This window comes from Billgrantia sp. Q4P2, from assembly GCF_052806135.1.
Genome location: NZ_JBRBAI010000004.1, coordinates 188,307 through 203,143 on the forward strand (window position 1 = coordinate 188,307; position 14,837 = coordinate 203,143).

14 protein-coding genes are annotated in these 14,837 nt (G+C 66.2%); 5 read left to right on the forward strand and 9 right to left on the reverse strand.

Annotation, left to right across the window (positions count from 1 at the left end; all coding sequences use genetic code 11):
• Nucleotides 1-16 precede the first annotated feature (16 nt).
• From ubiA to phoR, 3 genes are all read left to right on the forward strand, one after another.
• Nucleotides 17-910 (forward strand): 4-hydroxybenzoate octaprenyltransferase, encoded by an 894-nt coding sequence (ubiA, locus tag ACUY1T_RS08770; protein WP_446021915.1) that lies wholly within the window; start codon nt 17-19, stop codon nt 908-910.
• 82 nt (nt 911-992) lie between these two features.
• Nucleotides 993-1,682 (forward strand): phosphate regulon transcriptional regulator PhoB, encoded by a 690-nt coding sequence (gene phoB, locus ACUY1T_RS08775; RefSeq protein WP_209538194.1) that lies wholly within the window; start codon nt 993-995, stop codon nt 1,680-1,682.
• A 1-nt stretch (nt 1,683) separates the two neighbouring features.
• Entirely contained in the window at nt 1,684-3,024 is a 1,341-nt protein-coding gene (phoR, locus tag ACUY1T_RS08780; RefSeq protein ID WP_446021918.1) for a phosphate regulon sensor histidine kinase PhoR, read from the forward strand.
• Between the two features lie 19 nt (nt 3,025-3,043).
• On the opposite strand, the gene cysZ is transcribed toward phoR, so the two are convergent.
• From cysZ to ACUY1T_RS08810, 6 genes are read right to left on the reverse strand one after another with little or no spacing between them, the layout of a single operon-like run.
• Nucleotides 3,044-3,775 carry a sulfate transporter CysZ gene (gene cysZ / locus ACUY1T_RS08785; protein WP_446021920.1) on the reverse strand — a complete coding sequence of 244 codons (732 nt, stop codon included), beginning with the start codon at nt 3,773-3,775 and terminating at the stop codon, nt 3,044-3,046.
• A 17-nt stretch (nt 3,776-3,792) separates the two neighbouring features.
• Complete coding sequence (phoU, locus tag ACUY1T_RS08790) at nt 3,793-4,521, reverse strand: phosphate signaling complex protein PhoU (protein ID WP_263581816.1); 729 nt, start codon at nt 4,519-4,521, stop codon at nt 3,793-3,795.
• A gap of 24 nt (nt 4,522-4,545) precedes the next feature.
• The gene (pstB, locus tag ACUY1T_RS08795) at nt 4,546-5,358 is read right to left on the reverse strand and encodes a phosphate ABC transporter ATP-binding protein PstB (protein WP_446021921.1); all 813 of its coding nucleotides are present in this window, start codon (nt 5,356-5,358) and stop codon (nt 4,546-4,548) included.
• Nucleotides 5,359-5,375: 17 nt separating this feature from the next.
• On the reverse strand, nt 5,376-6,944 hold the full coding sequence (gene pstA / locus ACUY1T_RS08800; RefSeq protein WP_446021923.1) for a phosphate ABC transporter permease PstA: 1,569 nt from the start codon (nt 6,942-6,944) through the stop codon (nt 5,376-5,378).
• The gene (locus ACUY1T_RS08805) at nt 6,941-8,074 is read right to left on the reverse strand and encodes an ABC transporter permease subunit (protein ID WP_446021924.1); all 1,134 of its coding nucleotides are present in this window, start codon (nt 8,072-8,074) and stop codon (nt 6,941-6,943) included. Before ACUY1T_RS08805 ends, pstA begins: the two co-directional genes overlap by 4 nt.
• Before the next feature lie 43 nt (nt 8,075-8,117).
• Nucleotides 8,118-9,080, reverse strand: a complete 963-nt coding sequence (locus ACUY1T_RS08810) for a phosphate ABC transporter substrate-binding protein (protein WP_446021926.1) — start codon at nt 9,078-9,080, stop codon at nt 8,118-8,120.
• 150 nt (nt 9,081-9,230) lie between these two features.
• Here ACUY1T_RS08810 and ACUY1T_RS08815 point away from each other — a divergent pair, with 150 nt between their 5' ends.
• A complete protein-coding gene (locus ACUY1T_RS08815; RefSeq protein WP_446021928.1) occupies nt 9,231-9,638 on the forward strand; it encodes an acyl-CoA thioesterase in 408 nt (135 codons plus the stop codon).
• Nucleotides 9,639-9,704: 66 nt separating this feature from the next.
• Here ACUY1T_RS08815 and ACUY1T_RS08820 read toward each other — a convergent pair whose 3' ends face one another.
• The 3 genes from ACUY1T_RS08820 to hexR all read right to left on the reverse strand — a co-directional run bounded on the left by ACUY1T_RS08820 (nt 9,705) and on the right by hexR (nt 14,403).
• Nucleotides 9,705-10,793, reverse strand: coding sequence for a TRAP transporter substrate-binding protein (locus ACUY1T_RS08820; RefSeq protein WP_446021930.1), 1,089 nt, complete (start codon nt 10,791-10,793; stop codon nt 9,705-9,707).
• Nucleotides 10,794-10,929: 136 nt separating this feature from the next.
• Nucleotides 10,930-13,137, reverse strand: coding sequence for a DNA helicase II (gene uvrD, locus ACUY1T_RS08825; protein ID WP_446021932.1), 2,208 nt, complete (start codon nt 13,135-13,137; stop codon nt 10,930-10,932).
• Nucleotides 13,138-13,539: 402 nt separating this feature from the next.
• Nucleotides 13,540-14,403 (reverse strand): transcriptional regulator HexR, encoded by an 864-nt coding sequence (hexR, locus tag ACUY1T_RS08830; protein ID WP_446021934.1) that lies wholly within the window; start codon nt 14,401-14,403, stop codon nt 13,540-13,542.
• 190 nt (nt 14,404-14,593) lie between these two features.
• On the opposite strand from hexR, the gene ACUY1T_RS08835 reads away from it, so the two are divergent.
• Nucleotides 14,594-14,794, forward strand: a complete 201-nt coding sequence (locus tag ACUY1T_RS08835) for a PA3496 family putative envelope integrity protein (RefSeq protein ID WP_446021936.1) — start codon at nt 14,594-14,596, stop codon at nt 14,792-14,794.
• Nucleotides 14,795-14,837: the final 43 nt, after the last annotated feature.

Consider the following 14,837-nt stretch of genomic DNA (forward strand, 5'->3'; position numbering starts at 1 on the left):
GAATGAGGAGACACCGATGGATCGCTCTCTGATGCGCCCCAAGGGGCTTGCCCGCCTGCCTGATTTCCTGCACCTGATGCGGCTGGATCGCCCCATTGGTACCTGGCTCTTGATGTGGCCGACGCTATGGGCGCTGTGGGTGGCCTCGGCGGGGATTCCCGAACGGCACCTGCTGCTGATCTTCGTTGCCGGGGTCTACCTGATGCGCGCAGCGGGTTGCGTGATCAACGATTACGCCGACCGCCACTTCGATGGCCACGTGGAGCGAACCAAGCATCGACCACTGGCGACCGGGCGCATCAGCGAACAAGAGGCCAAGTTCCTGTTCGCCAGCCTGGTCGCCGCAGCCTTCGTGCTGGTGCTGTTCACTAACCTGTTCACCATCCTGCTCTCCCTGGTGGGCGTGGCGCTGGCCTTCATCTATCCCTTCATGAAGCGCTATACCCACCTGCCGCAAGCCTTCCTCGGCGCGGCCTTCTCCTGGGCGATCCCGATGGCCTTCGGTGCCGTGCTCGGCCATGTGCCGCTGGAGGCCTGGCTACTGTTCGCCGCCAACGTGGCCTGGACAGTGGCCTACGATACCGAGTACGCCATGGTCGACCGCGACGACGATCTCAAGATCGGCATCAAGTCCACCGCGGTGCTGCTGGGCCGCGCCGACCGGGCCGCCATCGGCCTGCTGCAGTTGGTCACGCTGGGGCTGCTGGGCTGGGTCGGGTGGCGCCTGGGGCTCGGCACGTTCTTCTGGCTGGGCCTCGCGGGCATGGCCGCCACCTTCGTTCACCAGCAGTTCCTGATACGTGAGCGCAAGCGCGAACGCTGCTTCCAGGCCTTTCTCAACAACCACTGGTCGGGGCTGCTGGTGTTCGCCGGCATCGCGTTCAGCCTGTGGCCCGTCACCGGCGCCTGAGTCGCTGGCGACGGTGTCATCCAACTGTCATGATGACGTGGTGAGATCGTCACCGACCCGTCACTGACCGCGAGGCTTCGGGATGACCGCCAAGACCGTACTGATCGTCGATGACGAAGCGCCCATCCGCGAGATGATCGCGGTGGCGCTGGAGATGGCCGACTATCGCGTGCTGGAGGCCGCCAACGCGCAGAGCGCCCATAGCATGATCGTCGACAACCAGCCCGACCTGCTGCTGCTCGACTGGATGATGCCCGGCACCAGCGGTATCGAGCTGGCGCGCCGGCTGAAGCGCGAGGAGGCCACCCGCGAGCTGCCGATCATCATGCTCACCGCCAAGAGCGAGGAGGACAACAAGATCCAGGGCCTCGAGGCCGGCGCCGACGACTACATCACCAAGCCCTTCTCGCCCCGCGAGCTGGTGGCCCGGCTCAAGGCGGTGCTGCGCCGCACCACGCCCAAGGGCGTCGAGGAGCCGGTGGAAGTGGACGGCCTGCTGCTCGACCCGGTCAGCCATCGCGTCAGCGCCGATGGCAAGGCGCTGGAAATGGGCCCCACCGAGTACCGCCTGCTGCAATTCTTCATGACCCACCAGGAGCGCGCCTACACGCGTAGCCAGTTGCTCGACCAGGTATGGGGCGGCAACGTCTATGTCGAGGAGCGCACTGTGGACGTGCATATCCGCCGCCTGCGCAAGGCGCTGGGCGATGCCCACCAGCATCTGGTCCAGACCGTGCGCGGCACCGGCTACCGCTTCTCCAACAAGGGCTGACGTGCGCCCCTGGAGCCATGAACTCTGGCGCCTCGGCCTGCTCGGCGTTGCCGGCAGCCTGGTCGGCTGGCTGTTTTCCGCCCCTGGCCTCGGGCTTGCCGCGGGGCTCACCCTGCGCCTCATCTATCACCTGCGCCAGCTGCACGCCCTGCGCCGCTGGCTGACACGCAACCCGCACAGCGAGCCGCCCGCGGCCACCGGCCTGTGGGGCGAGCTGTTCGATCGCCTCTACCGCTACCAGAAGGGCCAGCGCCATACCCAGCATCGCCTGCAGGCGACCCTCAAGCGCATCCAGGAATCCTCGGAGGCGATGCGTGACAGCGTGGTAATGCTCGACCAGCATGGCGACCTGGAGTGGTGGAACAGCGCTGCCGAGCGCATGCTGGGGCTCAAGGCCGCCCATGACCGCGGCCAGCACATCACCAACCTGGTGCGTGACCCCCGCTTCGTCGCCTACTTCAATGCCCGCGACTACCGCGAACCGCTGACGTTGACCTCACCGGTCGACGAACGCAAGGTGCTGCAGTTCCAGATCACCCTCTACGGCGACGATGAACGCCTGGTGATGGCACGCGACATCACCCGCCTGCACCGTTTGGAAGAAATGCGCCGCGACTTCGTCGCCAACGTCTCCCACGAGCTGAGGACCCCGCTGACCGTGCTGGCGGGCTATCTCGAGACTTATGCCGACGCTGCCGACCGCCTGCCGCCGCGCCTGGCCCAAGGGCTGACCCGTATGCAAGAACAGACCACTCGCATGCAGAATCTGGTCAACGACCTGCTGCTGCTGTCGCGCCTGGAGATCGACCAGGGCGGCGAGGACCATCTGCCACTGGCCGTGCCGGCGCTGCTCGAGGAGGTGCGCCAGGATGCCGAGGCGCTGTCGGCGGGACGCCAGCAGGTCCGCGTCGAGGTCGAGGAGCCTCGCTGGCTGCTGGGTAGCGATGCGGAGATCCACAGCGCGCTGTCCAACCTGGCCTCCAATGCCGTGCGCTACACCGCCGAGGACAGCCACATCGTGCTGCGCTGGAAGCCGCACCCCAAGGGCGCCTGCCTGGAAGTGGAGGATGACGGCGAGGGCATCGACCCGGTCCACATCCCCCGGCTCACCGAGCGCTTCTACCGGGTCGACAAGGGGCGCAGCAGCGAAAGCGGCGGCACCGGGCTGGGGCTCGCCATCGTCAAGCACGTGCTGCTGCGCCACGACGCCTACCTGGAGATCGAATCCCACCCTGGCCACGGCGCCCTGTTCCGCTGCGTGTTCCCCGCCTCCCGCCTGGCGGCAACCGAGACGATCCTCGACGCCGCTTCGGAGAAACTTCCCTCGAAGCGCTCAGGATGAAGCCAGTGTTCTCCTGGGTTCAGGTCTGAACGATGTCACGCTCGCCGCGATAGTGGCGGTCCCACATCAACACGGCGCCGGCAACGGCGCCGGGCAGCAGGAACAGGTTGGCCAGCGGGATCCAGGTGATCAGCGTCACCCAGCCGCCGAAGGTGAGGGTCTGCCAGGAACGCGAGGCGAGCCGTCGACGCATGTCGGCGAAGCTCACCTTGTTGTTGTCCATGGGGTAGTCGAGGTAGGTGATGGCCATCATCCAGGCCGAGAACAGCGCCCACAGGAAGGGCGCGGCGACGTTGAGCGCCGGCACCCAGCTGAGGACGAACAGCGCCAGCGCCCGCGGCAGGATGTAGCCGAGCTTGACCAGCTCGCGCCCCATGGCATCCACCGCGGTGCGCGCCAGGCCGCGGTCGTCGAGGGGCGGCCTGCCAGTGACCTGCACTTCCACCTTGGCCGCCAGGAAACCGTAGAAGGGCGCGGCGATCAGGTGGGTCACCAGGGTGAAGGTGAAGAACACGATCAGCACCAGGCTCGCCACGAACAGCGGCCAGATCAGCCACTCCAGCCAGCCGAGCCAGGCCGGTACCATGGCCATCCAGCTATCCAGCCAGCCGCCGAAGTGGCTGACCACGTAGTAGAGCATGGTCGAATAGACCGCCAGGTTGACGGCGATCGGTGCGTAGACGTAGCGGCGCAGGCCGCGGCCGTAGACCAGCCGCGTGCCGCGGTTGAGTGCCGTGAAGGCGTCCAGCATCGAGATCCTCTGAATGGTTATTCCTTGCGTGTCAGCGCATCCTCGTCGATCTGGGCCGGGTCCATGTGGCGAATGTCGAGCCCCTTGACCAGGTAGATGACGTATTCGGCGAGATTGTCGGCATGATCGCCGACCCGCTCCAGCGCGCGCAAGATCCACATCACGTTGAGCACCGGGCCGATGGCTCGACTGTCCTCCATCATGAAGGTCATCAGCGAGCGCATGGCGCTGCCGTACTCGTCGTCCACCGATTCGTCCTCGTGCACTACCTGCAGGGCCAGCTCGGTGTCGAAGCGGGCGAAGGCGGTCAGCGCATCGCGCAGCATGCGCCGCACGTGCTCGCTGATATGGCGTACCTCGACCAGGCCGCGCACGTTGTTGCCGCCGTCGATCAGGGTCAGGGCGTTGCGTGCGATCTTGCTCGCCTCGTCGCCGATCCGCTCCAGGTCGGCGGTGGCACGAATCACCGCCAGCACCAGGCGCAGGTCGGATGCCGCCGGCTGCCGCCGCGCCAGCACCCGCGTGCACTCGTCGTCGATCTTGAGCTGCATGGCGTTGACGTCGCGGTCGCGGTCGCGCACCTTCTCGGCCAGTCGGCTGTCGCCCTCGAGCAGTGCCTGGATCGCCTCCTGGACCTGCTGCTCGACCAGCCCGCCCATGGTCATCAGGTGGGTCTTGAGCGCTTCCAGCTCCTGATTGAACTGACGGGAGATGTGCTGGCTGTGGGTATCGCTGGTAATGTCCATCGTTCTCTCCTCGGGCGGTCTCGGTCAGGCCATGCGGCCGGTGATGTAGTTCTCGGTACGACGCAGGCTGGGGTTGGTGAACAGGGTATCGGTGGGGGCGTACTCCACCAGTTCGCCGTCCTGCAGGAAGGCGGTGTAGTCGGAGACCCGCGCCGCCTGCTGCATGTTGTGGGTCACGAGTATCAGCGTCAGCTGCGACTTCAGGCCGCGAATCAGCTCCTCGATCTTCAGCGTCGAGATCGGGTCCAGCGCCGAGGCCGGCTCGTCGAGCAGCAGCACCTCGGGGCGCACCGCCAGTGAGCGGGCAATCACCAGGCGCTGCTGCTGGCCGCCGGAGAGCGACCAGGCCGAGGCGCGCAGGCGATCCTTCACCTCGTCCCACAGTGCCGCGGCGTTCAGCGCCCACTCGACGATGTCGTCCATGCGCCGTCGCGTCAGCCCGCCCTGCAGGCGCAGGCCGAAGGCCACGTTCTCGTAGATCGACATGGGGAACGGGTTGGGTACCTGGAACACCATGCCGACGCGTCGACGCAGTTCGTCCACGGCCACCTCTGGCGCATGGATGTCCTCGCCTTCGAGCAGAATCCTGCCCTCGTGGCTTACCTCCTCGTTGAGGTCGTGCAGGCGGTTGAGCGCACGCAGCAGGGTCGACTTGCCGCAGCCCGACGGGCCGATGAAGGCCGTGACCCGGTGCCGGGGCACCCGCAGCGAGACCCCCCGCAGCGCTGGCTTGCCGCCATAGGCCAGGCCCAGACCCTCGATCTGGAAGCAGCTGGTCTCGGGGGGAAAATCAATGATCGAACCCGAGGTGGGCTGGAAGCGGGACGGCAAGGTCATCGGTGGGTATTACCTCCTCATGGACGCGGCTGCACACCGTGACGCACGCGAAAATAGTGCCGCAGAAATATGGCAGTCAGGTTAAGCACCAGAATGACCAGCACCAGGAGCAGCGCCGTGGCGTACACCAGCGGCATGGCAGCCTGCACGTCGCTGCCGTGAAATGCCGTATCGTAGATGTGGTAGCCCAGGTGCATGAACTTGCGCTCAAGATGGAGGAAAGGGAACTCGCCGTCCACCGGCACCTGGGGCGCCAGCTTGGCCACGCCGACCAGTAGCAATGGCGCCACCTCGCCAGCGGCCCGGGCCACCGCCAGGATCACCCCGGTGAGCATGGCCGGCACCGCCATCGGCAGCACCACCCGGGCCAATGTCTCGAATCGGGTGGCCCCCAGCGCCAGGGCGCCTTCGCGTTGCTGGACGGGAATCCTTGCCAGCCCCTCCTCGGTGGCCACGATCACCACCGGCAGCGTCAGCAGCGCCAGCGTCAACGACGCCCACAGCAGCCCCCCAGTGCCGAAGGTGGGGGATGGCAAGGTGTCACTGAAGAACCATTCGTCGAGCGAACCGCCGATACCATAGACGAACACCCCCAGGCCGAACACGCCGTAAACGATAGAGGGAACCCCCGCCAGGTTGCGCACCGCGATGCGAACCAGATTCGTCAGCCGCCCCTGGTGGGCCACCTCGTTGAGATAGACCGCCGCCAGCACGCCGAAGGGCGTGACCAGCAACGACATCAACATCACCATCAGCACGGTACCGAAGATCGCCGGCCACACGCCGCCGGCCGCGTTGCCATCACGCGGGCCCTCGGCAAGGAAGCGCCATACGCCGCCAGCCCAGGCGGCCAGCTTCTGCGGCAACGACATGGCATTGGGCTGCCAGGCGCGCAGTACCTCGTCGAGTGGCTGCAGCAGGCGTTGCCCATCGATGCTCTCGAGTAGCGCATACTCGCCGCGCATCGCTTCCTGCAGAGTGCGCACGTGCTCATTGGCCTCGGCCAGTGCCCGCCGGGCGTCAGTGTCGTCCGGGTTGGCATCGAGCCGGCGTATCAACGGCCTGAGCACCTCCTGGCGCAACCGTTCGCGCTCGCTGCGCAGCTGTTCAAGTGCCGCCAGACGGGCCTGGAGCCTGGCCCAAGCGGCCTGCCGAGGTTCATGGCCTGGTGTCGCCCCGATCTCTCCCACCGCGATCAGGCGGCCGAAGAACTGGCCATGGCGCCGCCGTTCCAGTACCACCAGCTCTGGTGGGCGCTCGCTCGCCACGATGGCGTCGACTGGCAGCCAGTGCCAGACATGGCCGTCGAGGTCGCGGTTGGCAGTGAAATAGAGCCGTTCTCGCCCTTGTCCCCGCTCCAACGGCAGCTCGCGCACTGCCTGGCCAGCCACTACCCGGCCATCGTCCATTTCGATCTGCACCACCGCTGCCGGCCAGAAGTGGGCCAGCCCGCGCACGGCGATGAGCAGCAGCAGCCCGCCCAGCGCCAGCAGCGATAGCGCCACGCTACCGGCAGCGAGCCAGGCCCAGGGACCTTCCGAGCGTGGCAGGCAACGCTTGACGAGCTTCACGCGCCCCCCCCTCATGGCGAACCATCGAGCCAGCGGTAGCGACGTCTGAGCCGGCTTCTCACCACCTCGGCCAGGGTATTGACCAGGAAGGTGAACAGGAACAGCAGCAGCGCCGCCAGCATCAGCAGCAGATAGGCCTCGCTGCCGGGCACCGCCTCGGGCAGCTCGACGGCGATGCCCGCCGCCATGGTCCGCATGCCCTCGAAGGGGCTGAGGCTCATCAAGGCGGTGTTGCCGCTGGCCATCAGTACGATCATGGTCTCGCCCACGGCGCGGCCGGTGCCGATCATCACCGCGGCGAAGACACCGGGAGCGGCGGCCGGCAGCACCACCCGCCACAGGGTCTGCCAGCGCGTCGCACCCAAGGCGTGCGCGCCCTCGCCGAGTCGACCCGGCACGCCTGAGAGCGCATCCTCGGCCAGGGCATAGACGCTCGGCATCACGGCGAAGCCCATGGCCAGCCCCACGATCAGGGCATTGCGCGTGGCGTAGTCGAGCCCCAGCTCGGCATCCAGCCAGCCGCGCAGGTCGCCACCGAACAGCAGCGACTCGAACCCGGGCGAGAGGGTGAGGGTAAGTGACGCCAGCAGGGCCAGCCACGGCACCAACCACAGCCCGGCCCGGGCCAGCGACAGCCGACGCCGCCCGGCCGAAGGCAGGCGCCGCCACACCGCGGCGGCCAGCAACACACCCAGCGGCAACACCAGCAATAGTGCCAGCGAACCCGCCAGATGGCGCTCCACCCAGGGGGCCAGTACCAGGCCGGCAACGAAACCGATCACCACCCCGGGAAGCGCTTCCATCATCTCCAGGGTGGGTTTCATGCGGCTGCGCAGGCGCTGCGACATGAACATCGCCGAATGGACCGCAGCACCCAATGCCAGGGGAATGGCGAAGGCCATCGCCCAGAAGGCCGCCTTCAGCGTGCCCCAGGCCATCGGCGTCAGCGTCATGCGGATGCGTGCCGAATCGAGGACGCCCCCCAGCAGCGCCGGCATGACTTCCATCACCAGGAACACACCGATGGCCAGCACCGCCACGATCACTCCGATGCCTCCGGCCGTGATCAGGGCGGTAGCCAGCCGATCGCGCTGCCGGCGCCACAGAGGCCGGGAGGGGGAGGAAACGGGAGAGGGCTCTATCATGATCGGCAGCGTATAACGGCTTGATGACAGTTGGATGACAGCGTCACGGCAGCGAGCCGTCCAGCCTCAGTCGCTCACGCTGAGACGCCAACGCCGCGTCCGACAGCGCCACGAAACCCAACTCGGTGACCGTCTGCTGGCCCTCAGGCGAGAGGATGAGTTCCAGTAGCGCCCGCTCCGGTCCTGAAAGCACCTCGCCCGGCGGCAGGTTGGCATAGAGGTAGAGCGCCCGGCTCAGCGGATAGTCGCCGCGGCGAACCTGCTCGGCTCCGGGGAAGCTCAGACTGCCTTCGGCGTCCTCCAGGGCCAGGGGCTTGACCCCTGGCGTCAGGTGATTGAGGCCGACATAGCCGATCGCCTCGCGGCTCTCCGTCACCGCCGCCACGATGGCCGCCGAACCGGGGTGCTCGTTGAGACGCTGGCGGTATTCACCCCCGCACAGTGCGCGCTGGCGAAAGAGCCCATAGCTGCCCGATGCCGGGTTACGCCCATGCAGCTCGATACGTCCGGCCCGGTCATCGATGGCAAGCTGCTCCCAGCGGTTGATGTCACGCTCGCCGCCACAGCGACGGGAGCGCGAGAAGATGGCATCGACCTCTGCCAGGCGCAGCGATTCCAGCGCATGGTGGCGGTGGACGATGACCGCCAGCGCATCCCGGGCCACCTCCACTTCCACCGGCGCATAGCCGTGGCGCTGGATGAAGGCCTGGCGCTCCTCCTCATCCATCGGGCGCGACATGGGACCGAGCCGGGTGGTGCCGGCCGCCAGGGCCGGGGGGGCGCTGGCCGATCCGCTGGCCTGAAGCTGCACGCGAATACCCGGGTGGCGCTCGCCAAGCTGCTCGCCCCAGCGCAGCATCAGCCCGGCCATGGTGTCGGAGCCGACGATGCCCAGGGTGCCGACCGGCTCACTCGCGTGGGCCATCGCCACCATGAACGACAGCACCGCAGCGAAGCAAGCCTGCCGCAGCCTGTGCCGGCCACGACCTTGAGGAAGGGAGATCATGCTGGGCTCCTCGATGCTTGGGAGACGAAGCGGAACTGACAGGTTGTCGCAGCTCTGGTGAGGGTTGGCCTTGGCGTATAAGATGGCGCACTGAAGTCGCTGCGATGCAATATCGCCACCCACAACAACAAGCCGAGCTTACGACATTCCATGACCGACCTCGACGACGTGCCCGCCCCTCAGGGACAACTGACCCTCAAGTTACTGGCCAATCGACAGGATACCAACCTCTACGGCGACATTCCCGGTGGTTGGTTGGTGCACCACATGGATCAGGCCGCCGAGCTGACGGCAGGCCGCGAAGCGCATGGCCGCACCGCGACCGTGGCCATCGAGACCATGGACTTCCTGTGCCCGGTGCGCGTCGGCTCGATGGTCAATATCTTCACCGCCGTGCGCGAGATAGGCCACAGTTCGATCAAGATCGACGTGGAAGTTTGGATACGCCAGCCCCACGAGCGCGAGAACAGCGAACTGCACAAGGTCACCGAAGCCCGTTTCGTGATGGTGGCGCTCGACGACAAGGGGCGCATTCGCGCCGTGCACCAGGCCGGCTGAGAGCCGCACACCCAGAAACGACAGGGGCGCCGCCTGGCGCCCCTGTCGGGTTCTTCGCCTGAACGATCAGACGCCGATGCTCTCGCGAGTCTTGAGGTAGTGGTACTCACCCACGTCGCTGAAGTTGCGCACCAGCTTCTGGAAGGCCTGGTAGGACTCGTACACCTTGGCCGAATCGGGATCGCTCTCCACCTGCTGCTGGATGGCGCGCTGCGAGGACTCGTAGAGAGCCTGCATGACGTCCTCGGGGAAGCTGCGCAGCTGCACGCCGTGCTCTTCCACCAGGGTGGCCAGCGCCTGAGCGTTGCGGTAGGCGAACTCGCTGATCATCGCCAGGTTGGAGGCACGAGCCGCCTCGGTCACTACCGCCTTGAGGTCGTCGGGCAGGGCGTTCCAGGCGTCGAGGTTGACGGTACCTTCCAGCACCGCGGAGGGCTCGTTCCACGGCGAGGTGTAGTAGTAATCGGCCACCTGGTGCAGACCGAAGGCCATGTCGTTGTAGGGGCCGACCCAGTCGGCGGCGTCGAGCACGCCGGTCTGCATCGAGGTGAATATCTCACCGCCAGGCATGTTCACCGTGGTCACGCCGATGCCGTTCATGGCTTCACCGGCCAGGCCCGGCAGGCGCAGCTTGAGGCCCTGCATGTCCTCGAGCGAGTTGATTTCCTTCTTGAACCAGCCGGCCATCTGCGCGCCGGTGTTACCGACGGCGAACGGCTTGAGGTTGTGCTTGCCGTAGACTTCGTCCCACAGCTCCTGGCCGCCGCCGTGATAGAGCCAGGCGTTGGTTTCGGTGGTGTTCATGCCGAACGGCACGGCGGTGAAGAACTGCGAAGCGGCGACCTTGCCACGCCAATAGTAGGCGGCGGAGTGGCCCATCTCGGCCGTGCCTGCGGCAACGGCATCGAAGACTTCCAGTGGCGGTACCAGCTCGCCGGCACCGTGTACGCGAATGCGCATGCGGCCGTTGGAGAGCTGCTCGATACGCTGGGCGAAATCGTTGGCACCGGTGCCCAAGGCCGGAAAGTTGGTCGGCCAGGAGGTGACCATGTCCCAGGTGATGGTTTCCTGCGCCTTGGCGGTGGATACGAATGGCGCGGCGACGACACCGGCGGCACCGAGGCCAGCGGTCTTGAGGAATTTGCGGCGTTGCATGGCGAGCATGACTCCTGTGGTTATTCTGAGTCGCGTCTAATCAAGCGCGATATGTCCGCCTGTGAGTATGCTTAATGCCAATTTGGGCAGCAAGCGCGCCTTTTGACGTAGACGTCAACGTACCCCTCACCATCCCCTACAAAGGGGTGAGCTTGGCGAAGCCTAGCACCAGCCACTTGTCACCCTCTCCCTCGAAGCTGACCTGCACCCGGGCACGCGCGCCCTCCCCCTCGGCATTGAGGATCACGCCTTCGCCGAAGACCGGGTGCTGGACCCGCTGGCCCAGGCTCAGGCTGGGCAGGTCGCCGCCGGGATCGACCGAGGTCTGGCGGGACAACCCCACCGCCGGCCGGGACGCCGTTACCGGCCGCGAGATCTGGCCGCGCAGGCGTACTTCTTCCAGATACTCCGCGGGAATCTCGCGCAGGAAGCGCGACGGCCGCTGGAAGGTCTCCTTGCCGTGCAGGCGGCGGAGCTCCGAATGGGTCAGGTAGAGCTTGCGCATGGCCCGGGTCAGGCCCACATAGCAGAGCCGGCGCTCCTCTTCCAGGCGACCGGGCTCTTCCAGCGACATCTTGTGCGGGAACAGCCCCTCCTCGACCCCGGCGATGAAGACCACCGGGAACTCCAGCCCCTTGGCCGAGTGCAGGGTCATCAACTGCACGCTGTCTTCGAACTCGTCGGCCTCGTGCTCGCCGGCGTTGAGTGCCGCCTCGGCCAGGAAGGCCTCCAGCGCCACGCCCCCCTCGCCGGCCTCGGGCGGGTCGAAGGACTCGCCCTGGGTGAAGGCGCGAGCGGCGTTGATCAGTTCTTCCAGGTTCTCGACCCGGGCCTGGCCCTTCTCGCCCTTCTCGTTGCGGTGATGCTCGATCAGGCCGGACATCTCGTTCACATGCGCGATGATCTCGTGCAGCGCCATGCCGGCGGTGTCATTGTCGAGCCGCTCGACGAGGTCGGCAAAGGCCTGCAGCGAAACGCCGGCTCGCCCCTTCAGCGAACCATCGGCCAGGCCGTCGTGCAACGCCTGCCACAGCGACACGCCGGCCAGCCGGGCGCGCTCGCGCAACTGCTCTACCGTACGCGTACCGATGCCACGCGGCGGCACGTTGATGATGCGCTCGAGCGAAGCATCGTCGTCGCGGTTGAGCAGCAGCCGCAGATAGGCCAGGGCATTCTTGATCTCCAGGCGCTCGTAGAAGCGATGGCCACCGTAGATGCGATAGGGCATGCCCTGGCGGATCAGGATCTCCTCGAGCACCCGCGACTGGGCGTTGGAGCGGTAGAGGATGGCCACGTCGCGGCGCCGATAGCCCTCGTCGACCTTCTCCTTGATGGTGTCGACGATGAAGCGCGCCTCGTCGAGGTCGTTGAAGCCGGCATATACCGAGATCGGCTCGCCGCGCGCGCCGGCCGTCCACAGCTCCTTGCCCATGCGCTCGGCGTTGTGGCTGATCAACGCATTGGCGGCATCGAGAATGGCGCTGGTGGAGCGGTAGTTCTGCTCCAGCCGCACCGTCTTCGTCTCGGTGAACTCCCGCTCGAAGCGGCGAATGTTCTCGATCCGCGCCCCGCGCCAGCCGTAGATCGACTGGTCGTCGTCGCCGACCACGGTCATCGGCGTCTTCATGCCGGTGAGCAGCTTGAGCCAGGCGTACTGCAGGGTGTTGGTATCCTGGAACTCGTCGACCAGCACGTGGGCGAAGCGCTCCTGGTAGTGGGCCAACAGCGCCGGATTGTCGCGTAGCAGCTCCAGGCTTCTGAGCAGCAGCTCGCCGAAGTCGACCAGCCCGCCGCGCTCGCAGGTGAGCTGGTAGCGCTCGTAGAGCTCGACCATCTGGGCCATGTAGGCGTCGCCGTGTACGTCGACCTGGTGCGGGCGCAGCCCCTCCTCCTTGCAGCCGGAGATGAAGTACTGCACCTGGCGCGGCGGGAAGCGCTCGTCGTCGACCCGATGCTCCTTGAGCAGGCGCTTGACCAGGCGCAGTTGGTCGTCGGAGTCGATGATCTGGAAGTGCTGCGGCAGCCGCGCATCCTGCCAGTGGGTTCGCAGCAGGCGATGGGATATCGAGTGGAAGGTACCGACCCAGACGTTGCGCAGCGACAGCCCCAGCAGCGCCTCGAGGCGCGTGCGCATCTCGCGCGCGGCCTTGTTGGTGAAGGTCACCGCCAGCACGGCATAGGGCGACAGGCCCTCGGCCTGCATCAGCCAGGCGATGCGATGCACCAGCACCCGGGTCTTGCCCGAGCCGGCACCGGCCAGCACCAGCATGTTGCCCTGGGGCGCGCTCACCGCCTCGCGCTGAGCCGGGTTCAACTGATCGAGAATCGCCGTGACGTCATCCATGGAAGGGGTCTGCCGCTGGAAAATTAGTCGCCCAGCTTAGCATATTGAACCCCATGAGACCTGGAGTTGGCAGGCGCGGTACGATTCGCGACACGCTCGGACGAAACCCTGACGCGGCACTGGCCGCCTGCGCGTCGCGTCGGAACAAGGTCCCTCTTGCCGACGCTAAATCGACATCCCTGTCGATTTCCGCGCGCGGCTGCGTTGGCGTCAGCGTCCGCGCTAAGGTCCGCTCCATCTGCATCGCGCCCGGCCCGTTCTCGAGCGAGCGGCGCCGGGGATAGGCCGAAGCGGAGGCCATCCTTCAGGGATGAAGGTAGCGCCCAGGGATGGGTTCACAGCGCCTCCGCCTTGGTCCGGCACTCCGGGACCTGTCGCCGGAAAAGCCGCGTGTTCAGGCTGCTAGGGCTTGCCTTCCTGCTCGGGGAAGCGCAACGGCGTCAGGCTCTTCTTCACCGCCTTGAGCTGCTCGGCGAGCCTCGGCCCGCGGGTCTTGGCCACGCCCACGGCGAGCACGTCGACCAGCACCAGATGGGCAATCCGCGAACTCATTGGCGTATAGATCTCGGTGTCCTCGTGCACGTCGATATAGAGCGGCAGGGTCACCTCCTCCGCCAGCGGCGAGCCGCTGGGGCACAGTCCGATCACCGTGGCGCCCGCCTCGCGGGCCAGACGCACGCTGGCCACCAGGGCGCGGGTACGGCCGGTCTGGGAGATCGCCACCACCACGTCGCCCTCCCTGAGCGTCACCGCCGACATGTTCTGCATGTGCGGGTCGGCATAAGCGGCGGTGGAGATCTGCAGGCGAAAGAACTTGTGCTGGGCATCGAAAGCCACCGCGCCGGAGGCGCCGAAGCCGTAGAACTCGACCCGGTTGGCCATGGCCAGGGCCTGGATCGCCCGGCTCATGGCATCGTTGTCGAGTCGGTCGCGCACCGACAGCAGGGTACCCACGGTGGAATCGAAGATGCTCTGCGAGAACTCGGCGACCGAGTCGTCGTCGTTCATCGTGAATTGGGCGAACTGGCTGCCCGATGCCAGCATCTGCGCCAGCTTGAGCTTGAAATCCTGGAAGCCGTTGCAGCCCAGCGCCCGACAGAAACGTACCACGGTCGGTTCGCTCACCTTGGCTTCGGTGGCCAGGTCGACGATGCGCATGTGGATGACTTCATCGGGGTTACGCAGCACGAAGCGGGCCACTTTCTGCTCGGAGCGGCGAAAGTGCTCCATGCGGCGTCTCATTTCATCGAACAGGGCGCGGCTCACGCTGAACTCCTTGGTGGACGAACGCAGAGGTTCAGTATGCCTGATCCGACTCGTTTGGGGGAATTTCCGTGGAAGCGTGAAATGGCCCACTTCGTCATGAAACTGTCAAGTAGGGTATAGTAAAGATGCTGTGATTTGATCTTGCTGCACTGAAGAAGATAAGACACAGAAGAAGAAGGGAGAGTCGATCATGAGTAAGGTCGAACGGGTCACTTCCGTCAAGAACGAACTTCTCGACATCTTCATGAGCATCAACGTCGCCGAACACGAGAAGCGCTCCCGCAGCGCTGCCCAGCGTAACCTGCGCGCCCGACGCGGCATCGAGCTGCATCAGGAGTTCAAGCAGTTGGAGCGCGATATCGCCGAACTGGCCGACGACGAGAAACACTGAAACGGCCGCTTGACGCGGCCGTACAACAGGCGCTCCGAGCCCC